Source organism: Hyalangium ruber (assembly GCF_034259325.1).
In the GTDB taxonomy this organism is placed as follows: Bacteria; Myxococcota; Myxococcia; order Myxococcales; family Myxococcaceae; genus Hyalangium_A; species Hyalangium_A rubrum.
In genome coordinates this window covers 288,653-308,996 of record NZ_JAXIVS010000005.1, presented here as the reverse complement: position 1 = coordinate 308,996, position 20,344 = coordinate 288,653, and the positions used below count along the sequence as shown (strand labels likewise).

Annotated in this window: 16 protein-coding genes; 8 read left to right on the top strand and 8 right to left on the bottom strand. The window is 68.3% G+C overall.

Annotated elements, in window-relative coordinates; genetic code table 11:
• Window positions 1-99: 99 nt before the first annotated feature.
• A complete protein-coding gene (locus SYV04_RS16890) occupies window positions 100-1,185 on the top strand; it encodes an endonuclease/exonuclease/phosphatase family protein (protein ID WP_321546822.1) in 1,086 nt (361 codons plus the stop codon).
• Window positions 1,186-1,194: 9 nt separating this feature from the next.
• Here SYV04_RS16890 and grxC read toward each other — a convergent pair whose 3' ends face one another.
• Entirely contained in the window at window positions 1,195-1,470 is a 276-nt protein-coding gene (gene grxC / locus SYV04_RS16885) for a glutaredoxin 3 (protein ID WP_321546821.1), read from the bottom strand.
• A gap of 227 nt (window positions 1,471-1,697) precedes the next feature.
• On the opposite strand from grxC, the gene SYV04_RS16880 reads away from it, so the two are divergent.
• Together SYV04_RS16880 and sitI6 are read left to right on the top strand one after the other, a co-directional pair.
• Complete coding sequence (locus SYV04_RS16880; protein WP_321546820.1) at window positions 1,698-3,065, top strand: serine/threonine-protein kinase; 1,368 nt, start codon at window positions 1,698-1,700, stop codon at window positions 3,063-3,065.
• Window positions 3,066-3,113: 48 nt separating this feature from the next.
• Window positions 3,114-3,830 carry a SitI6 family double-CXXCG motif immunity protein gene (gene sitI6 / locus SYV04_RS16875; protein ID WP_321546819.1) on the top strand — a complete coding sequence of 239 codons (717 nt, stop codon included), beginning with the start codon at window positions 3,114-3,116 and terminating at the stop codon, window positions 3,828-3,830.
• A 7-nt stretch (window positions 3,831-3,837) separates the two neighbouring features.
• Here sitI6 and SYV04_RS16870 read toward each other — a convergent pair whose 3' ends face one another.
• The 5 genes from SYV04_RS16870 to SYV04_RS16850 form a co-directional block, all read right to left on the bottom strand.
• Window positions 3,838-6,060, bottom strand: coding sequence for a peptidase domain-containing ABC transporter (locus tag SYV04_RS16870; RefSeq protein ID WP_321546818.1), 2,223 nt, complete (start codon window positions 6,058-6,060; stop codon window positions 3,838-3,840).
• On the bottom strand, window positions 6,047-6,994 hold the full coding sequence (locus SYV04_RS16865) for an efflux RND transporter periplasmic adaptor subunit (protein ID WP_321546817.1): 948 nt from the start codon (window positions 6,992-6,994) through the stop codon (window positions 6,047-6,049). Before SYV04_RS16865 ends, SYV04_RS16870 begins: the two co-directional genes overlap by 14 nt.
• A gap of 54 nt (window positions 6,995-7,048) precedes the next feature.
• Entirely contained in the window at window positions 7,049-7,930 is an 882-nt protein-coding gene (locus SYV04_RS16860) for an efflux RND transporter periplasmic adaptor subunit (RefSeq protein ID WP_321546816.1), read from the bottom strand.
• A gap of 148 nt (window positions 7,931-8,078) precedes the next feature.
• A complete protein-coding gene (locus tag SYV04_RS16855; protein WP_321546815.1) occupies window positions 8,079-8,369 on the bottom strand; it encodes a hypothetical protein in 291 nt (96 codons plus the stop codon).
• Window positions 8,370-8,463: 94 nt separating this feature from the next.
• Window positions 8,464-8,946 (bottom strand): response regulator, encoded by a 483-nt coding sequence (locus tag SYV04_RS16850; RefSeq protein WP_321546814.1) that lies wholly within the window; start codon window positions 8,944-8,946, stop codon window positions 8,464-8,466.
• Between the two features lie 282 nt (window positions 8,947-9,228).
• Between SYV04_RS16850 and SYV04_RS16845 the strand changes: the two genes are divergently transcribed.
• From SYV04_RS16845 to SYV04_RS16835, 3 genes are all read left to right on the top strand, one after another.
• Window positions 9,229-13,293, top strand: a complete 4,065-nt coding sequence (locus SYV04_RS16845; protein ID WP_321546813.1) for a protein kinase domain-containing protein — start codon at window positions 9,229-9,231, stop codon at window positions 13,291-13,293.
• A 45-nt stretch (window positions 13,294-13,338) separates the two neighbouring features.
• Entirely contained in the window at window positions 13,339-13,992 is a 654-nt protein-coding gene (locus tag SYV04_RS16840; RefSeq protein ID WP_321546812.1) for an RNA polymerase sigma factor, read from the top strand.
• A 130-nt stretch (window positions 13,993-14,122) separates the two neighbouring features.
• The gene (locus SYV04_RS16835; protein ID WP_321546811.1) at window positions 14,123-15,460 is read left to right on the top strand and encodes a sensor histidine kinase; all 1,338 of its coding nucleotides are present in this window, start codon (window positions 14,123-14,125) and stop codon (window positions 15,458-15,460) included.
• A 4-nt stretch (window positions 15,461-15,464) separates the two neighbouring features.
• On the opposite strand, the gene SYV04_RS16830 is transcribed toward SYV04_RS16835, so the two are convergent.
• Window positions 15,465-16,181 carry a class I SAM-dependent methyltransferase gene (locus tag SYV04_RS16830; protein ID WP_321546810.1) on the bottom strand — a complete coding sequence of 239 codons (717 nt, stop codon included), beginning with the start codon at window positions 16,179-16,181 and terminating at the stop codon, window positions 15,465-15,467.
• Window positions 16,182-16,224: 43 nt separating this feature from the next.
• Between SYV04_RS16830 and SYV04_RS16825 the strand changes: the two genes are divergently transcribed.
• Window positions 16,225-17,280 carry a hypothetical protein gene (locus SYV04_RS16825; RefSeq protein ID WP_321546809.1) on the top strand — a complete coding sequence of 352 codons (1,056 nt, stop codon included), beginning with the start codon at window positions 16,225-16,227 and terminating at the stop codon, window positions 17,278-17,280.
• 31 nt (window positions 17,281-17,311) lie between these two features.
• A complete protein-coding gene (locus tag SYV04_RS16820) occupies window positions 17,312-18,958 on the top strand; it encodes an MbnB/TglH/ChrH family RiPP precursor modification enzyme (protein ID WP_321546808.1) in 1,647 nt (548 codons plus the stop codon).
• 113 nt (window positions 18,959-19,071) lie between these two features.
• Here SYV04_RS16820 and SYV04_RS16815 read toward each other — a convergent pair whose 3' ends face one another.
• On the bottom strand, window positions 19,072-20,205 hold the full coding sequence (locus tag SYV04_RS16815) for a trypsin-like serine protease (RefSeq protein WP_321546807.1): 1,134 nt from the start codon (window positions 20,203-20,205) through the stop codon (window positions 19,072-19,074).
• Between the last annotated feature and the right edge of the window lie 139 nt (window positions 20,206-20,344).

The following is a 20,344-nucleotide window of genomic DNA, read 5'->3' as shown; positions in this document are numbered from 1 at the left end:
CGAACTAAGCGCCCACGGCAGGACATAATCAAGCTTTCGTTTCCGCCCTGGCACATTGGGTAGGATTTGCGGCTGTTCACCCCCCCCGCTGGAGTTCCCTTGCGCCTCTCTTTCCATCGCCGCTTTGCCCCGCTGCTGACGTGCGCCGCCCTGGCCCTGGCTGGTTGCAGTGACGATCGCCTCCAGGATCCTCCCGTGGAGGCCAAGGTGATGACGCGCAACATCTACCTGGGCGGCAACATCTTCCTGCTCGCGCAGGCGCAGTCGCCGCAGCAGGTGCCGGTGGTCGCGGCGCAGCTCTTCGCGACGGTGCAGGCGACGGACTTCGCGGCGCGGGCCGAGCGGCTCGCGGAGGAGATCCAGGCGACGGACCCGGCGCTGATCGGGCTCCAGGAAGTCTCTCGCTACCGGACGCAGCACCCCAGTGACTATGTGTCCAGCAACCGGGCGGTGAACGCGCAGGACACGGCGGTGGATTTCCTCGCCATCCTGCTCGAGGAACTCAAGGAGCGCGGGCTGGACTACCGCATCGCGGCGATGGTGCAGAACGCGGATGCGGAGCTGCCCGCGGCGCTGTCGGGGAACGCCAACGATCTCACCGACATCCGGCTGACCGACTACGACGTCATCCTCGCGCGGGGGGATGTGGCGACGACGGAGGAGGTGGAGCAGAACTACACCTTCAATGCGCAGGTATCGGTGGGCGGCGGGGCGGTCACCTTCACGCGAGGCTTCACGAAGGTCGCCGCCACACTGGACGGGGCGAAGTTCACCTTCGTGAACTCGCACCTGGAGGGGCTCATGCCCGCCAACCCGGAGCAGGCCAACGAGCTGGTGGGGATCCTCCAGGGCTATGCCGAGCCGCTCATCCTGGTCGGAGACCTCAACACCGGGCCGGGGAGCTCAACGCCAGCCTACGGGATTTTCACGGACACGGCCGGACTCGAGGACGCCTGGCCCGAGGTCGGCACGGGCCCCGGTTTCACCTGTTGCTTCAGCGAGAAGGTGAACGACACGCAGACCACGGGGCTCGATGAGCGCATCGATCTGGTGCTCTACCGGGGGCAGGGAATCCGTCCGACCGCGGCCGAGGTCGTGGGCGACGAGCTCGCGAATCGGACGGCTTCGGGCCTCTGGCCCTCGGATCATGCCGGCGCGGTGGTGACGTTCAGCATCACGCGCTGAGCGGGGAGGCTAGGGCGTCGGGGCGGGCTGCTCGTCTTGAAGGAGCGGGTCCAGCCCTCCCCGGGCGTCCAGGGCGTAGAGATCATCGCATCCGCCGATGAAGCGACCGTTGATGAAGATCTCGGGAACGGTGGTGCGGCCGGAGCGTTCGATCATCTTCTTGCGCCGCTCGGGGTGGGCCGAGATGTCCACGGTCTTGACCGACACGCCCTTGCTCCGGAACAAGGCCATCGCCCGGTGGCAGTAGGGGCACGTCGGCTTCGAATACATAAGGATGTCCGGCATGGGGTCTCCTGCCCGTGGCGCTTGTGCGCGCCTGTGACAGAAGAGTGGGGATGCGCATGCGCGCGTGCTCGGTAGGCGCGGCGAGGAGCAACAAGGCAGGCAAGGCCTCTCTCGCAATGTTGGCGCCATGGAGGCGCGAGGAATGGGCTTGTCCCTTGGGGAGAGGTAGCAACACGCCCGCCCTATAAGGTAGGTTCCCTGGCCCCCAACCTGAAACGAGACCACCCATGACCAAGCCTGCTGGTCCTCAGGCCCCTCGCTCTGGCGAAGTCCTCGGGCGCTGGCGCCTCTGTGGGCGCGCCGGCCGAGGCTCCTTCGGCACGGTGTTTCGTGCGGAGCTCACCGCGGAGCCCTCCACCCAGGCCGCGCTGAAGGTTGCCCGGGGGCCTGACGATCCGCGCTTCGCGCGGGAGGCACACCTCCTGGCCACGGCAAGTTCGCCACACCTTCCGCGCTTGCTGGATAAGGGGGAGTGGTGCTCGCAGGATGGCTTCTGCTACCCCTATGTCGTCATGCAGTGGGTGGAGGGCATGCCTCTCTACGCCGTGCGCAACGAGCGAGCCCTCACCAATGCCTTTGCAGCTCGCGTCCTGTGCCACGTGGCGCGGGCTCTCGCCGAACTGCACCGCCTCGGTGGGATGCACCGGGATGTGAAGGGCGACAACATATTGGTGAGTCCCGAGGGCGACGCCGTGCTGGTGGACCTGGGCGCCTCATGGCATGCAGGGGCCAACCCTCTCACCGACACCTCCATTCCTCCTGGTACCGAGGCCTACCGAAGCCCGGAGTTGCTGCGCTTCCGGCGCCGCTACCGGCGCAAGCCAGATGCACACTACCAGTCTCATCCTTCCGATGATCTGTACGCCTTGGGCGTGACAGCCTACAGACTGGTGACGGGCACATATCCCGCACCTCTCACCGACGCGGATACTTCCTCCGTCGAACCACCGCCCTTCCTTTCTCCCAGTGAGCTGGCCACGGTGAGCCCTGAGTTGGAGAAGCTCATCCTGCAAGTTCTCTCCAAGGATAAAGAGAAGCGCGGGTCTGCGGCCGAGCTGGCCCAATCCCTGGAAGAAGTGGCGACCCGGGTAGGAGCAACTCCCATCGAAGCGTCTCCTTCCGTGGTCGACACGGAGAAGACGGAACGGCCAGGTCCGCGCAGACGGCCCAAGGCGCCCGCGTGGCTCCCTTGGGTCAGCATCGGAGTGGGGGTGGGTGGCATCCTCGTGCTCTTCGGCGTCGTGCTCTACCCGCCCCAACCGTCTCGGCCTTGGATCGCCGAGGGATGGGAGGCGCACCCGCCTCCATCTGTGACGCCGGATGCTGGCGTGGGCGAGGAGGCTGTCGTATCCGTGGTTCAGGCCCCGCGCATGCCCTCTGCTGCCTCGGTGCTGGGCTTGCCGATGCCCAAGGCACCCCTGCCAGGGCAGAAGAAGCCACCTTGTTCAAAACGTTCCGAGAGAGAGGCGCTGGGGGCCTGCTGGACCGTTCTCAAGGTGGACCCCCCTTGCGAGAAGGAGGGGTATGAACTGGATGGGCTGTGTGTACGTGCATCTTTTGATGCGCCCCGCCAGCCCACCTCGGAGCAGCCATGAGACTGAGCAGGCTCTGTCATTGGCCCCTTGCGTACCCATTGAGGCGCCATGCGGTTCTACCTGCTGCGTGAGATCCAGGGGCTTCGTTACTCGGGCGAATACAGAGCCTCCCGCAAGTGGAGCCTGCCAGGTGTTCATTGCCCACGGTGTGATGCCAGATGGTCTACGGCCGTGGATTCCTACCCTTCGGTGGATCTGTCCCATCTGCCAGACGTGAAGAAGTATGCGGCTCGGCTGGAGGAGGACTATGCGGAGTTCGAGCGGCTGCGCGAGCAGGTGCGTCCGTTGGCACCTCCAGGAGTTCCCCTCTGGCCAGGGACCCTGTTGGGTCCACTGGTGGGTACGGCTCGGGGAGAGTTTGGTCCCGTGCTCATTCAAGACCCATGGACGCTGTTGATGAGACGTGAGGTGCTCGAACGTCTACAGGCCGAGGGTGTCCGGGGGCTCAAGGGCTGCCGTACGGAGTTCCAATTCCGCAAGCAGGACCCGCCAGAGTTGCTGGAGTTGGAGTTGATGCCCCATGGCGGATTGCACCCGGACTGCTTGCCCGTGGATCGTCCAGTGCCATGCACCAAATGTGGACGTAAGGGGTTGAAGCTCCCGGAGGAGCCCGTCCTGGATGCGGCGACGCTGCCACGTGAGGTGGACGTCTTCCGGTTGGAGGGTTTCCTGACGATGATCATTGGCAACGAGCGCTTCGTGGAGACGATGCGGCGACTGGGTTACGAGCAGGACATCGCCTTCCGTGAGCTGCCCCTGAAGTAGGGGAGGGCTACTCCAAGCGTCCGGTCTTCTCGATCTGCGCCCGGACCAACTCCGAGTAGACGCCGCGCTGTGCGAGCAGCTCCTCGTGACGGCCCGACTCCACCAGCTTTCCGTCATCCATCACCAGGATGAGGTCCGCGTCCACCACCGTGCTCAGGCGGTGGGCGATGACGACGCGTGTGCAGCGCAGCGAGGCCAGCGCCTGCTGCACCTGGTTCTCCGTGATGGAGTCCAGCGCGCTCGTCGCCTCGTCCAGCAGCAACACCGCTGGGTTGTGGACCAGCGCTCGGGCGAGGGCCAGACGCTGGCGCTGGCCACCGGAGAGCGAAGCGCCCCGGTCCACCAGCGGCGTGTCGTAGCCCATGGGCATGGCCGACACGTCATCGTGCAGCCTCGCCAGCCGGGACGCCTCCAGAATGGGCTCCAGCGGGAGCGTTGGATCCCTCAGCGCGATGTTCGCGCGCAGGGTGGTGCTGAAGAACGCCGGCTCCTGGGGCACCACGCCCATCTGGCTGCGCACCGACTGCAGATCCAGGTCCGCCAGATCCGCGCTGTCATAGGCCACCCGCCCCGAAGTGGGCAGGTACAAGCCCAGGAGCAGGTTCGCCAGCGTCGACTTGCCCGCGCCCGATCGCCCCACGATCGCCACGAACTGACCGGGGTCGATGCGCACCGACACATCCTTCACCACCAGTGGCGCCGTCGGCGCGTACCGGAAGGAGACCCGCTCCAGCTCGATGCCGCCCTTCAGCTTCGCCACCTGCCCGGGCTTGCTCGGATCCCGCTCGGGAGGCGTGTCGAAGATGTCATCGATGCGCTCGATGTAGCTGCCCAGCAGCTGCAGCTGGCTGGCCGTACTCACCAGATTGGACAGTGGCACCAGCAGCGCGCCGGCCAGCGCGTTGAGTCCCATCATCGTCCCCAGCGTCACCTTGCCGCTCATCACCTGCAGCGCGCCGAAGCTCAAGAGCAACAGCGGCGCCACCATGCGCAGGCTCCCATTGAGCGCCTCCACCCACGCCATCAGCCGTCCCCGCCGCAGGCTCACGTTCAGCACGTTCACGAACAGCTCCGAGAAGCGGTTTACCGCCTGGTGCTCCACCCCGAACGCCTTCAGCGTCTGGATGCCCGTCAGCATCTCCACCTGGTAGCTCTGGCTCTTGGCCTCCACCTCCAGGCTCTCGGAGAGCAGGGAGCGCTGCCGCCTCGCCGACAGCACCAGGATGAGGACCTGCAGCAGCCCCAGTCCCAGCACGAACAGCCCCAGCATCGGGCTCACCGCGAACATCAACCCCAGGTAGAGGACGACCAGCGCCCCGTCCAACAGCGCCGACAGCGCGCCCGAGGAGAGGATCTCTCGCACCGTGGCATTGCTGCCCATGCGTGCCAGCAAGTCTCCCGCCGCGCGCACCTGGAAGAAGGACCAGGCCAACCCCATCAGGTGCTCCACGAAGCTCAACGTCATGTTGGAGTCCAGCCGCGTGCGCAGCTCCAGCAGCAAGTGCCCGCGGATCAACGTCGTCAGCAACTGGAAGCCCGTCAGCGCCAGGAGCCCCGCCGCCACTACGCCCAACAGGTGGACATCCCCCCGAGGGACGACACGGTCGATGACCAACCCCGTCAACACCGGGATGGCCAGCGCGAAGAGCTGGAGCACCAGCGACATGACCAGCACCCGCGTGAGCGTGTGCGACTGCTGGAGCACCTGCAGCGCGTACCGCGAGGCGCGCCGGGGCCGGGCCTTGCCCGTCTCGAAGTGCTCGCCCGGCTCCAGCAGCAGGGCGACGCCCGTGAACGCCTGCTTGAAGCGCTCCAGCGTCACGCGCCGCCGCCCCTGGCCCGGATCCGCCAGATAGACGTAGCCCCGGCTCATCCGCTCGAAGACCACGAAGTGGGAGAACTGCCAGTGCAGGATGGTGCCCATCGGCAGGTACCGCAGGGCCTCTTCATCGATGGAGACGCCTCGGCCCCTCAGCCCGAACGAGCGCGCCGTGCGCAGGATGTCCAGCGCCGAGACGCCATCCCGGGCGGCGCCCATCGCCTGCCGCACCTCCTCGAGGCGCGTGGGCTTGCCGTGGAACCCCAGGACCATGGCGACACACGCCGCGCCGCACTCGAGCTCCGAGAGCTGGCGCACCAGCGGGACGCGTCCCCGCACCCGCGTTTGGAGGTTGTGCAGGGCCGGAAAGCGGTCCGCCAGCCCCGGAGTCTTCGTCTCAGCGGTTCTCATGTCCCAGCGCTCCCTTCAGGCCCGGTACCAGCGCCACGAGGATGCGCTCCAGGCGCACCCGCGCGTCCGCTTTCGCCAGCATCCCGTCGAAGTAATTGAAAGTCCGGCCCTTGCTCATGAACGTGGAGGAGGGCACTCGCGCCTTCACCAGCACCATGGGGCCCGCCAGCTGCACCGCGTCCGCGATCTCCGGGCCCAGGAAGCGGCGCACCTCCGCAGGACCGACGATCTGATCCCCCACCGACTCGATGGTGAGCGTGTGGTACTCGTGACGGAAGCCATCCAGCTCCACCCGCAGCGAGCCGCCCGGCTCCAGCAGAGGCCGCTGGCCGCCCGGCAGCAGCGCCACCAGGGACACCTTCACATCATCCCCCACGATGGAGATGACATTCTCGCCAGGGGTCACGTACTGGCCCGGGCGGATGCGCAGGCCGCTCACCACGCCCGCGTGCGGCGACCGCAGGGTGCGCGCCTGTTGTCGGGCCTCGGCCAGCTCCCGCTCCGCGCGCAGCGACGTCAACGTCTGCCGGGCGGCCTCGTCCGCGGGATCCCTCAGCACCCGGATGAGCTGCAGCTCGAACTCGCGCTGGATGCGCTCCAGGGAGACCGTCTCCTCCTGGGAGCGGAAGCTCACCAGCACCTCGCCCACCTCCACCCGCTGGCCGGGCTTCACCGCCACGGTGGACACGACGCCCGGCAGATCCACCGTCAGGTGGCTCTGGCCCTCCACCTTCACCACCGCGGGGCCGGAGGCGTACTCGGGCAGGGTGCCCACCAGGGAGTACGTCAGCGCCGACACCAGCAGCGCGAGCAGCGTCCAGTAGGTCCACCGCGTCCAGGCGGGCGAGATGCGCAGGACGTCTCCGTCCTGCTGTGCGCCCTCGTGGTGGCGCAAGGCTTCCTCTCGGAAGATCTTCGTGCGAGGTGCATCCATGTCGTGAACTCCTGGTCGAGCGCGCGAGGACACACCCCCGCCCGTCTCGGAGGGCTACCGCCCGCTCCGCGTCGGTATGGGATCGCTGGATTCGCGCTGGCCGATCGCGCCCTGCCGGGGACCCGGCTGGACGTGGACCACCATGCCGGTGGAGACCGTCTCGGGTGGGTGCGCGTCGAAGGCGGCGATGGCGAACACCATGCGCGCGGCCGCGTCCACCTCGGGGGCGATGCTCTCCACGTGTCCCGCCAGCGTCTGCTGGCGCTGCTGCAGGGAGAGCTCCAGCGGCGAGCCGGGCTCGAGCTGGCGGGCCTCCTCCTCGGGCACCGCGAAGCGGACCTTCCAGCCGCCCGTTCCCAGCAGCCGGAGGATGGGCTGCCCCGCGGCGACGCGGGCTCCCGGGCTCACGGGGCGCGTGGCGACGATGCCGTCGAAGGGCGCCACGAGCGCCGCCTCGTTCACGTTCCGCTCCAGCTCCGCGACGCGGGCCTGCTGCTCCCGGGTCCGGGCGCGAGAGGCCTCCAGGCGCGCCAGGGCGGTCCGCTCCTGGTAGCGGAGGGTGGCCAGCTCCTCCTTTGAATAGACACCGAGCTCCAGCGAGCGGGGCGTGAAGTGCCGACTCTTCTTCTCCCGGGCCTCCGCCAGCGCGAGGCCCGAGGCCTGCTCCTCGGCGCGAGAGCTCTGGAGCGAGGCGCGTGCCGCCGCCAGCTCCTGGACCACGGGGTGGATGTCCAGCCGCGCCACGACCTCCCCCTGGCGGACGGTGTCCCCGACATCGACCTCCAGGCGCTCCAGCCGGCTCTCGAACTTCGAGCTCAGGTCCACCGAGTCGTGCGGGATGACGACGCCCAGGAAGGGCGCCGTGGCCTCCAGGGAGCTCTCGGATGCGTGAGCCAGAGTCCCCACGCCGCTCGCGCAGAGGAACACCAGCGCCATCGCTCCCCGACTCCATCCCCATCGCTCCATCCGACGCGCTCCCTGGAAGGTCCATCAGGGAGGAGGGGATTCCATCGGGTTGTGACGGAAGCCTCGGGAACCTTTGGCTCGGGAGTGGGGCCTGCCAGGCAGGAGAGGGGCGCGTCGCCTACTTTCGACGGCTCGCGCTCGCCCGCCATTGCTCCAGATGGGCCCGGGCGGTCTCGGCGTTCGGGTCACGCTCCGCGGCCGCCTTCAGCGTCATTCCCCGGTTCATGAGTTCGCGGGAGATCTGCGCCCAAGGCGATGGGCCTGTGATCTCGTTCTCGCGCAGCTCGCGGACGACCTCGCAGAACTGCTCGCGATCGCCGGGCGCGTCGCGCACCAGCCCTTCATCGCGGACGAAGGCCCACGCCGTGGCCTCATCCTTGAGCCCCACGGCACTGAGGCACGCGATCAATCTGTTCCAAGTGTAAGGAGCTTCCATGGAGGAGCCATGCTGCTATGGCGGCTCCAGGTCGTGTCAAGGAGGCCTCCGGGTGGCGCCGCGCGAGCTAGTGAGACGCGGAATATTCCGTCTCGTGCTCCGCGCGCATCTGGAATGACTCATGCGCCAGGTACGCGTTCTGCTTCGGAGCGGCCGGTGGGCCGCAGGACTCCTGGCTGCATGGAGCGCTCGGTTGTCGCGAGTACGCGCTGGCCAGCAACCTGCTCACCAGAGCCTCGAACTCTTCGAGGGCACAGCTCTTGGGCACGAACTGAACTCCCGGAGCGTGGGGGTTGCCCGCGGAGCTGTGGAGGATGATGGGAATGTCTCGCAGTTGCTCGTCCGCGTGCAGCTCGTGGCACAGCTCCAGCCCCGACATGCGCGGCATGTTCCAGTCCGTCACCACCAGATCCGGGGCGGCCGTTCGCGCCAGGCTGAGCGCCTCACAGCCGTCGCGGGCGCCGAGGACATGGTGATTCATCTGCTCGAGCACCTCGGTGAAGAGGTCCAGCATTTCCTGTTCATCGTCGACGAGGAGGATGGTGCTCATGGTGTCGCCTGCCTTTGTTTCCAAGTGGTTCTATCCGGATCGAGTCCAGGGTCCCCCTGTGTGATGACGGGCCACCGCGTCGGGTATTGAAGGCATTTCAGCGTCCCATTCGCTGAACTCGGGGGTTGCCCAGGGAGGGACAGGCTGCCGTCCGCTCGTGTGTTCGCGACCGCTCCCTCGCCCTGGGGGGCAGGGCGCGTTGCTGGGCTCTGGGACGGACCTTAAGGTGAATCGAGGCGCTGCGCCGAGGTGCTTCGGCAGGGAGCACCGGGGGGCGAAGACATGCGTCAAGGCGACGAGCATCCAGACGAGCGAGCGGAAGGGATCACGCCCGCGGAGGAAGAAGAGTTCGAGGAAGGAGACCTCGAGGATTCCCTATTGCAGCAGGTGGCCCAGGTCTCGGTCCCGCTGCGCGTGCCCGGGCGGGGGGAGCACATGGGCGGCCTGGATGGCCGCCGCTTCGAGATCCTCGAGGAGCTGGGAGGCGGTGCCATGGGCCTGGTCTTCCGGGCCCGGGACGAGGAGCTGCAGCGCGTGGTGGCCCTCAAATTCCTGCTTCCGCGCGAGGGGGCCGCCGAGGCACCCATGAGCAACCTGCTCCGGCAGGAAGCGCGGGCGGTGGCCCAGCTGGACCACGACAACATCGTCCGAATCTTCGACGTGGCCGAGTGGAGCGGTGCGCCCTGGGAGCCCAAGGTGCCCTTCCTGGTGATGGAGTGCCTGGAAGGGGAGGCGCTCTCGTCGGTCGTGAGGCGGGAGCGGCCCTCGCTGCGAAAGGCCGTGGAGATGATGGGCGCCATCGCGGCGGGCCTGGCGCACGCCCACGAGCACCACGTCATCCACCGCGACCTCAAGCCCGGCAATGTCTTCATCACCCGGAAGGGCCAGGTGAAGATCCTCGACTTCGGGCTGGCGTACCTCACCGCCGCCATGTTCCCGGCGATGCCGCATATTCCGATCGCGGGGACCCCCACCTATATGGCGCCGGAGCAGTGGCGGGGGGAGGACCAGGGTGAGCGCACCGATATCTGGGCCGCCGGCGTCATGCTGTACGAGCTGATCACCGGAGAGCCGCCTTATCCCGAGGGGAGCATCGCCGAGCTGCGCCAGAGGGTGCTGTCCGAGGAGCCGGTGCCTTCGGTGCGCGCGCTGCGGCCCGAGGTTCCCGAGGAGCTGGCGCAGCTCGTGGCCGCCATGCTGGTCAAGCAGCCCTCGGGCCGACTGCAGACGGCGAACGAGGTCCGTGAGCGGCTGCGTCGCATCGAGGAGACCCTGGCGCCCTGGCGGGACGAGCCGCGCAGCCTGGGGCCGCAGCGCAGGCAGGTGACGCTGGTGGCGTGCTGGCTGGCGGATCTCGCCGGCCTCGCCGAGCACCTGGATGCGGAGGACTTCGGCGAGCTGGAGGGCGCCTTCCACCAGAGCTGCTCGGAGCTCCTCCAGCAGCACGGCGGCTCCATCACCACGTGCGTCGGAGACGAGGTGCTCGCCTGCTTCGGCTACCCGCAGGCCCGGGAGGAGGACGCGGAGAAGGCGGCCCGCGCGGCGCTGGCGCTCACCACGCACCTGGGCACGGCCATTCAGCAGAAGCTGCCCTACCTGCCGCGCCGCAAGCTCACCGTGAAGGTGGGGCTGCACACGGACACCGTGGTGCTGGACAACCTCCCGCCCGAGCTCCGAGGACACACCTCCGCGCTCCAGGGCGAGGCCCCGAAGATCGTCCACTGGCTGGCCCGGCAGGCCGCGCCCGACACGGTGTGCCTCAGCCACACCACCTGGAGGTTGGTGCGCGCCGCCTTCCGGACCGAGCCGCTGGGCCCGCACTCCTTCCAGGGGTTGGCCGGGGTGGCGAAGCTGGAGCTGCACCGCCTGGTGCGGGAGACGCCGACCTACAGCCGCTTCGAGCGGACCCATGCCGTGGAGCCGGTGACGCCCCTGGTGGGTCGGGAGGCCGAACTGGGCCAGCTCCACGAGCACTGGGAGGAGGCCCGTGGAGGCCGAGGCCGCTTCGTCCTGGTGCGCGGCGAGGCCGGCATCGGCAAGTCGCGCCTCATCCAGGAGCAGCACGAGCGCATCCTTCCCGGGGAGGCCCTTCGCCTGCGGTGCCAGTGCTGGGCCCAGTTCAGCACCAGCGCCCTGCACCCCATCCTCGAGCTGCTCCAGCACCTGCTGCGGCTCGATCCCGAGGGCAGCCCCCAGGAGAACCTGCGCAAGCTGGAGCGGCGCATGCGCGTCTGGGGCCTGCCCCCCGAGCACATTCATCTGCTGGCCACCTTCCTCTCGCTGCCCGTGGCCGAGGAGTCGCCCCACCTGCGGCTCACGCCCGAGCGCCTGAAGGAGAAGACCTTCGAGGCCCTGGCCACGCTGCTGCAGCGCACGACCGAGGAGCGCCCCGTCTTCGCCGTCGTCGAGGATCTGCACTGGGCCGATCCCTCCACCTTGGATCTGCTGGGCTTCCTGCTGGAGCGGACCGAGAAGGCCCGGCTCTGTGTGCTGCTGAGCGCCCGCCCGGACTTCCGCCCCTCCTGGCCCCGGCGCGCCTGGCTCCATGAAGTGGCGCTCGAACGGCTCGCCCCGCACCAGACCGCGGATCTGGTGCGGCAATCGGCCAGCGGCAAGAGCCTGCCCGAGGAGACCATCGAGCACCTGGTGGCGAAGACGGACGGCATCCCTCTGTTCATCGAGGAGATGACGCGCATGGTGATGGAGAAGCCCTCCACGCCCACCACGACGGAGGCCTCCTCGGTTCCCTTGACCTTGAGTGGGCTGCTGTTGGCCCGCCTGGACATGCTGCCCCGGCGGCAGAAGTCGCTGGCGCAGCTCTGCGCCGTGGTGGGCCGCGGCTTCAGCCATGCCCTGCTCGCCACGCTCTCGGCGCGCAACGAGATGGCGCTCACCCAGGATCTCTCCGGGCTGTTCCAGGCGGGCCTGCTCCACACGGTGGAGGACTCGAGCGGCCCTCGCTACCAGTTCCGCCACGCGCTGCTCCAGGACGCGGCCTACCAGTCCCTGCTGCGCCGCACCCGGCGCGAGTACCACGGGCGCATCGCCCACGCCTTGTCGGCCCAGTTCCCCGAGCTGGCCGAGACCCAGCCCGAGATGCTCGCCCACCATTATACGGAGGCGGGGGAGGTGGAGCTGGCCATCCGGTATTGGGCCAAGGCGGGAGAGCGCGCCAGCCTGCGCTCGGCGAACGTGGAGGCCATCAGCCACCTCAACCAGGCGCTGCGGCTGCTGCGCGGCCAGCCGGATGCCGCCCAGCGCACGGAGGAGGAGCTGCGGCTGCTGGTGACCCTGGGAGTGCCGCTGATGCAGACGCGCAGCGTGCGCTCGCGCGAGGTGGAGCAGACCTATGACCGGGTGATGGAGCTGCTGCGCCAGGTGGAGGACGCGCTGCCGCGCCTGCACGTGCCCACCTGGGGCTCGTTCGCCTACTACTTCATGCGCGCCAAGTTCCACGTGGCCCAGGAGCTGGCGGAGCTGGTCGTGGCTCAGGGGGATCGGCAGCACAGCGCGGAGCTGATCGCGCTGGGCCACCGGATGATGGCCACCAACTGCTTCAACCGGGGCGACATGGCGAGCGCCCTGACGCACGTGGAGCGCGCGCTGGAGTTCTCGGACTTCGATCTGGAGCACCACCGCGTCCTGTCCGTGAAGGAGTGGATCAACCCGCGGGTGGCCGCGCTGGCCTATGGCTCCGTCGTCCAGTCCGCCACCGGCCGCGAGGCGCAGGCCCGCGCCTACGGCGAGGAGGCGGTGCGGCTGGCAGAGCAGATCGGCCATGCGCACACCCTGGCCTTCGCGCTGACGTATGTGGCGCTGGGCTGCCAGCTCCGCAACGAGCCGGAGTGTGCTCGCGACTGGGTGGAGCGCTGCATCGCGCTCTCGAGCGAGCACCGGTTCCGGCTCTGGCTGGGCTGGTCCGTGTTCATCAAGTGCTGGGTCATCTCCGAGCGGGGCGCCCCAGCCGAGGCCCTGAAGCTGCTGCAGGCCAACCTGGGCCGGTGGCGCAACGCGGGCGTCCGTGCCGGCATGCCCCTGTTCCTCGGCATGCTCGCGGAGCTGCACTTCAAGCTGGGGCAGTTCCAGCAGGGACTGGCCGCGGTGACGCACGCCCTGGGGTGGGTGGATGCCCTGGGCGAGCACTCCTATGAGGTGGAGCTGCACCGAATCGAAGGCGAGCTGCTCCGCGCGCTGGGTCACGAGCCGGCTGCCACCGTGTCCTTCATGCACGCGCTGGACGTAGCGGATCGCCAGGGCGCCGCGGGCTTCGCGAGGCGGGCCCGGGAGAGCCTGGAGCGCCAGTTCCGAGAGTTGGGGGGGGACCGACCACCCGTCAGTCCCGCTTGAGCATCACAAACACCGGCTCGTCACTCCTGCAGAGAGGGGCAAGCCATGAACACGCAAGGGATGACGATGAGCACCGATCGGGAGCGGGTGGAGCAGGAAGTTCGGGAACTGTGCCAGAGCGGAGACATCGGGCGGGCGGTAGAGCGCACGCTGCAGGGCTATGGCATGGAGATCATGCGGTTGATGGCCTCGGTGCTCCACAACCCGGAGCTGGCCAAGGATGCCTTCAGCGTCTTCTGTGAGAGCCTCCTCAAGGGACTTCCGGCGTTTCGCTGGGAGAGCTCGCTGCGCACGTGGTCCTATCGCCTGGCGCGCAACGCCTGTTACCAACTGGCGCACGCCCCCGCCGCGCGGGAGACGCCGGTGAGCTCCTCTGGCATTCCGGACGAGGCCCTGAAGCACCGCTCGGACACGCGCCCCTGGCAGCGCACCTCGGTGAAGGAGCGCTTCCGCGCCCTGCGCGAGAGCCTCGAGCCCGAGGAGCGCATGCTGCTGCTGCTGCGCGTGGATCAGCGGCTGGCCTGGACCGAGGTGGCGCGCGTCATGTGGGATGAGGACACGGCTCCCACCTCCGCCGCCCTCAGCCGCAAGGCCACCGCCCTGCGCCAGCAGTTCCAGCGCATCAAGGCCCACTTGCGCACGCTGGCCCTGCAGCAGGGCCTCATCGATCAGGACGAGTCCATGGAGCCCGCACAGTAGGTCTATGTAGGCAAAGGGCCCAGGATTGCTCCCAGGGTGGATGCTCCTGTTGTGTCACCAACGTAATGATTTAGTGGGATTGCAGCTGGGGCGTGAGCACCGCTATCAGTGAGTGCGGCGAGGAGGGCTCATGTTCCAGCAGGTCGTAGAAGACGAGGTGATGCGCCGGCGGAAGCAGACGCTGCTGGTGTTCGCCGTCGTGATCGTCGCCCTCTACGGGCTGGACCTGGTCATCCTCCAGCGCCTGAGCCTGGCGCCGCTGGGGATCCGGGTGCTGTGGTCCCTGGCGCTGGTAGGGACGACGCTGGTGATCGCCCACCTGCGCCCGCCGTACGCGCGGGTGCTGAGCGCCAGTTATGGCGTGGTGGCCACGGTGTGCTTCACGGGGCTGATCCTCCTGACGGGGCACACCGAGAGCCCGTACTTCTATTTCTTTCCCAGCCTGCCGCTCATCATCGCCATGGTGAGCGTGACCTACCTGGAGGCCGCCTTCACCAGCGGCGTACTGAGTGCGCTGTCCGGGGGCTGGCTGCTGCACCAGTCGGGTGAGCCGGTGATGCAGGGCGTCATGTGGGCCGCGATGGTGGTGTGCATCATGTTCTTCGGCATGTACGGGGGCGTGCAGTTCCAGAAGGCTCAGCACCTGGAGGACGAGATGCGGCTGGAGCGCACGCGGCGCGAGGCGCTGGAGAAGCTGGCCATGAGCGAGCGCCGGCGGACGCAGTCGGAGAAGCTGGCCACCATCGGGCGGCTGGCGGCCAGCGTGGCGCACGAGCTCAACAACCCCATCGCCTATGTGCAGTCCAACGCCGGCTTCCTGGAGCGGGAGGTGCTCAGCCAGCCCGTGAAGTCCAAGGAGGAGCTGCGCGAGGCCTTCCAGGACGTGAGCTCGGGGCTGGAGCGCATCCGGCAGATCGTCTCGGATCTGCAGGGCTTCTCGCGCATGGACGCGGCGGAGGTGCCCACGGAGTGCTCGCTGGCGGAGGTGGTGAAGGACGCGACGCGGCTGGCCTCGGTGCGGCTCAAGCACGTGGCGCGGCTGAAGGTGGAAGTGCCCCTGGAGTTGCCGGGCGTCTACGTGGTGCGGCGCAAGCTGGCTCAGGTCATCCTCAACTTGCTGGTGAACGCCGGGGACGCGCTGGAGTCGCGTGGGGGCGTGGACGGCGAGGTGCGGGTGTCGGGCCGGGTGGAGGATTCCTCCGTGCTGCTGTTGGTGGAGGACAACGGCCCGGGCTTCCCGCCGGAGGTGCTCGGCCGGCTGTTCGAGGCGTTCTTCACCACGAAGGGGCCGGAGAAGGGCACGGGCCTGGGGCTGTCGCTGTCGCGTGAGTTCGTGGAGCAGTTCGGCGGCACCCTGATCGCCGAGAACCGGCCCGAGGGTGGGGCGCGGCTGCGCATCGGCTTTCCGGCGCGGGTCTGCGGGGAGCTCGTCGCCCGGGGCATGAGCGAGGCCGTCGCCGCCGCGTGAGGGCTCACCGCCGCGTGGCGATGACGACGCTCAAGGAGCTGAAGGGTGGGGGCATGAGCCCGTTACGTACTTCCACCTCGAAGCCGTGCGCCTGGAGCAGCTCGCGGGCGCGCGGCACGAGGAAGGTCAGGTAGTACATGACGAAAGGCGGCTTCCAGAGCGCGTTGCGCACGCGCATCGCCGCGTTGAAGCCCTTGGCCATCCAATACACGGGGTGGAGCTTCGAGGGTGGGTGCGCGGTGACGAAGACGAAGCGGCCTCCAGGGCGCAGCGCGCGGGCGACGGATTGCACCATCCGCGGCTCGTCCTCCTTGAGGATGTGACCGAAGGCACCGAAGCTCGTCACCACGTCGAACTCGGCCTCGAAGGGCAGCTCCAGCGCGTTGGCCTGGACGAAGGTGAGGCGGGCCTGCCCGGGCGCGTCCGCCAGTTGTTGGCGCGCCTCGTCGAGCATGCCCTGGCTGAGGTCCACGCCCACCACCTCCTGGCGGCAGAGCGGACGCAGGTAGCGCATCGCCGCGCCGGTGCCGCAGCACAGGTCCAACGCACGATCGATGGAGCCCGGCGGACCCACCTGTTCCAGGGTCGTCTTCACCACCGGGTCCGGGGTGCGGAAGGGCGTGTACTCGAACTTGGGCGCGAGCAGATCGTAGCCGCGCTCGACGGAGGACAGCGCCTGCTGCGCCAGCTCGAAGAACGTGGGCCCCTTGCGGTGGAACATGTCCTCCCGTGTAGCATCCGCGCCCTCGGCCGGGAGGGGAAAGATGCTGCGTCGAAGCGCGTGGATGTTCGCTGTCGTAAGCGGTGTATGGCTCGTGTCCGGTTGTGGTGGCACGGAAGAAGACGCGCTGGAGTCCGAGCGGGTGACCGCGAAGCAGCGCCTGGTCGCGGGGTGCGCGGAGTCCTCGGTGGACGCGGATGCGGACGGGCTGGATGACGGGGTGGAGAACTGTCTGCTGCAGCGCCACGCGCCCGTGCTCTACCTGCCGTGGTCGCTCGATTGGACGAAGCCCGCCAACGTGGATTGGTACCTGTCGCGCGTCCACATGCGCTTCCATCACGACAATTGTCCCGACTGCCAGATCCTCGAGCTGGGCGCCGTGACACAGACGAACCTGATCAATCGCTCTCACAGCGAGAAGGACTGGATCTGCGCGCACACCAGCACGACGCGCAACTCGTTCGGGGATGGCTTCAACGAGAACGAGTCGTTCTTCCTCCAGCCGCCGAATGACGTCACCCACAACGGCAGCACCACGCCCGCCGACTGGAAGGTGTACGGGCACGTGTACAAGAACTCGCTGGGCGGAGTGAATGTCCAGTACTGGTACTTCTTCCCGTACAACGACGGTCCCGCGGGCTTCAACCATGAGTCGGACTGGGAGCACATCAACGTGCGGCTCGCGGCGGACTACTCGGTGTCGGGCGTGCATTACGCGCACCACAGCAAGGTGGACTACTTCGCGAAGGCGGACGTGCAGTGGTTCAACACGACGCACCCCTATGTGTGGATCGCCGACGGCAGCCACGCCAGCTACCGCTCCGAGCAGATCTGCGACTCCACCATCGAGGAGGTGGGCATGGGCTCCAGCAGTTGCGAGACGAACGCCAGCTACCGGTGGTTCACCTGGGCGGGCGGCAAGGGCACGGCGGCGGGCTTCCAGGGAGGTGGCGTCATCAACGTGGGCGAGAAGACGCGGCCGCTCAACAACCAGCAGTTCATCAAATACAACGCGCGGTGGGGCGAGCTGGGCAGCACCCGCATCACGAACGGGATACGGACGCCCTCGTTCCAGGGGAACTGGCTACGCGACGCGTGAGGGCGGCGGAGGGCTCGGGTAGGGTAGGGGCATGTCCCGCTCCCCCCAGTCCTGGACGCTGCCGTGGCGAGGCCTTGGCCTGAGCAGCAACCTCAGCGCCAGCGATCAGCCGCACCCGTATCGGCTGCTCCAAGAGGATCCCGAGCTCTTCGACTTCGTGGAGTACAGCGCTCCGCTCTCGCTGGCGGAGACGAAGGAGCACGCCTCGCTGTTTCCGGAGATGTACCGGAACCGCGAGGTGGTGCCGGTGCTGTTCCACCCGGTGCATCTCAACCTCTATGGGCCGGAACTCGAGAGCAGCGAGGCCCTGGCCGATCTGGACGCGCACGCGAGGGAAGTGGGCAGTCCCTGGGTGGGCAACGACGTGGGGTGGTGGCACGCGGGGGGGCAGGCGCTGCCGGGCTACCTCTACATCTGTCCGCCGCTGACCAACGAGGGCCTGCAGGACTGCGCGGCGCACGCGCTCCACGTGCAGGCGGGGCTGAGCGTGCCGTTGGCGCTGGAGAACCCCTCGGTGCTGGCACGGCGCGGAGACATGCACGTGCTGGACTTCATGGCCCGGCTGCAGGGGCGCACCGGGCTGCCGCTGCTGATCGACATGGGGCACCTGCTCAGCTACCAGCTCGCGGCGGAGCTACCGCTGGACGCCGGATTCGAAGGCTTCCCGTTCGACCGGGTGATTGAGCTCCACATCGCAGGTGGCGTGGTGACGCGCCGGGGGCCGCGCCGCTTCTACGTGGATGACCACACGCAGCCGGTGCGCGAGGAGCTGTTCCTGATGTTGGAGAAGGTGCTGCCGCGCTGCACCTCGCTGCGTGCCGTCACCTTCGAGGGGGACGGACACCCGCCGGAGGTGGCGATGCTCACGTTGCAGCGCCTGCGCCAGTTGGTGCCGTTGGAGGAGAGGGAGCCCCTGACGCTCACGCCGGTGGAGACCCCTCCGCCGCCGCTGGGCAACGTGAGCCGACCCTGGGAGCTATTCGATCTGGGCTATGGCGCGCGGCGACCGGTGGTGGCCGATGACGTGGAGGGCAGCCAGGAGGAGACGAGCTTCCGCCTGGCGGTGGTGGCCGAGCAGCTGGATCGAGACTTTCCGATCTCCCGCCTGCTCCTGGCGGGGACGCGCGAGGGGCTGTTGACCTTCACCGCTTCGTCGGAGTTCCGAGAGCTGTTCCAGGGACTGGGGCGCTCGTTGGGGCAGACCTTCATGGCCTTCGCCCGGCGGTACCTGCGCGAGCAGCCCGACGATGGAATGGCGGCGGCGGTCTCCTTCGAGACGTTCCTGCCCTCGGTGATGCAGCGGCCGGTGGTTCCTCCGAAACCGGGAGAGGTGGGGCTGGTGGAGGCGGTGCGGGTGGGCACGTTCCCAGCGGATCTGTCTGAGTTGATCTACGCCGCGCGCGCTTTGCGTCGCCACCTCACGGGACGGGCGTGGGCGGGGGGCATGTTGGAGGTGAGCGGGCTGGAGGCGCTGGCGCAGACGGCACGGCGCACGGTGGCGAGGCCCTGGCGCTTCGCCGTTCGCCAGAAGCGTACCGGAGGGCTGGAGGTGCAGACGGTGCCACCGCGCCTCACTGACGTGCTGCGCTCGCTCTCCCAAGGTCCGGTGCCGGAGAAGGACATCGCCCCAGCGCATCTCGCCGAGGCCCTGGGCCGTGGGCTGGTGCGTCGCGGCTGAGGCTTGCCAATCCCTCCCAATGCTGGAGCGGATAGTCGAGAAGCTGGAAATAAAAAAGCGGCGCCGGCCTCTTCGCGAGACCAGCGCCGCCGTGAGTCAGAACGGACGCGCGATTACGGGGTGGTCGCGGTCAGCGACACGCCCGAGAACGCCGAGTAGCCACGCACGGAGACGTACCAGGTGCCGGCGACCGGGTTGCTGAACGAGCAGGTCTCGGCGTTGCCGCCCAGGTACGGGCGGCAGTTGTACGTCGTCGTCGTCGGCTGCGAGCCGCTGCGGACGTAGAGGTCCGCGTCGCCCGTGCCGCCCGCCTGCGTCACCGTGAGGCTGGTGGTGCCCGCCGGGACGGTGATGGCGAAGTGCTGGAAGCTGCCGGTCGCGCCCGACAGGCCGGTCTTGGAGAGCAGCGTCGTCGTCGGAGGCGTGACGCCGTTGATCTTCCCGGTGATCCACGTCTCGAAGTGCGAGACGCGGGCGTACATGCCCGGGTAGCGCGCGTCAGCGCAGCCGTAACCCCAGCTCACGACGCCGGCCAGCGCGCGGCCGCTGCCCTTCACCACGGTGAGGGGACCACCGCTGTCACCCTGGCACGAGTCCTTGCCAGGAGCAGCCGCGGCCAGCTGGTCCGCACCGATGGTCTCGCTCGGGTAGGACGACTGGGCCGAGCTGTTGCTCACGATGTTCACGTCCACGGTCTGCAGCGTGGTGGGCAGCGTGCTGCCGCCGCTGGTGAGCGTACCCCAGCCGGTGACGCGCGAGACGACGCCCGCGTTGGTCAGGCCCGCGGACGCGTCAGCCGAGGTGACCATCGGGATGGCCTTCACGGTCGTGCTGTTCAGGGTGAGCGGGGTGGTAAGGCGGAGCAGCGCCACGTCCTTGCCGACGTTGGCATCCACGTAGCCCGGGTAGACGACGACTTCGGCGACCGTGCTGGTCTGGCCGGAGCCGGAGCGCGAGGTGCTGCCGGCCAGGATGCGGCCCGGCTTGGAGATCGTGCCGCCCGAGTTCACGCAGTGCTGCGCGGTGACGACCCAGTTGGCGTTGAGGATGGAGCCGCCGCAGAAGTGCGAGCCGGAGGAGCTCTGTAGGGACACCTGCCAGGGGTTGGCCTCGATCGTCGTGTTGGTACCGCCGACGATCTCCTGCTCACTGGACGTTACCGGCGTCGGGTTCTCCTCGACGAGCTCGGGACCACAACCGGCCAGCAGCGTCAAGCCGCCGGCGAGAGCCCAGCGACGCACGATCATACCTGAAATCATTTGAAACCTCGGGGGATGGTGAAGTGAAGCGGATGCACTGTGAACGCACTCGGTATCAATGGTCAACAGGGAGTTCACACTGTCCGTCACATACTTTCTTTTTTCGTGAAGCCCAGAGGGAGCAATG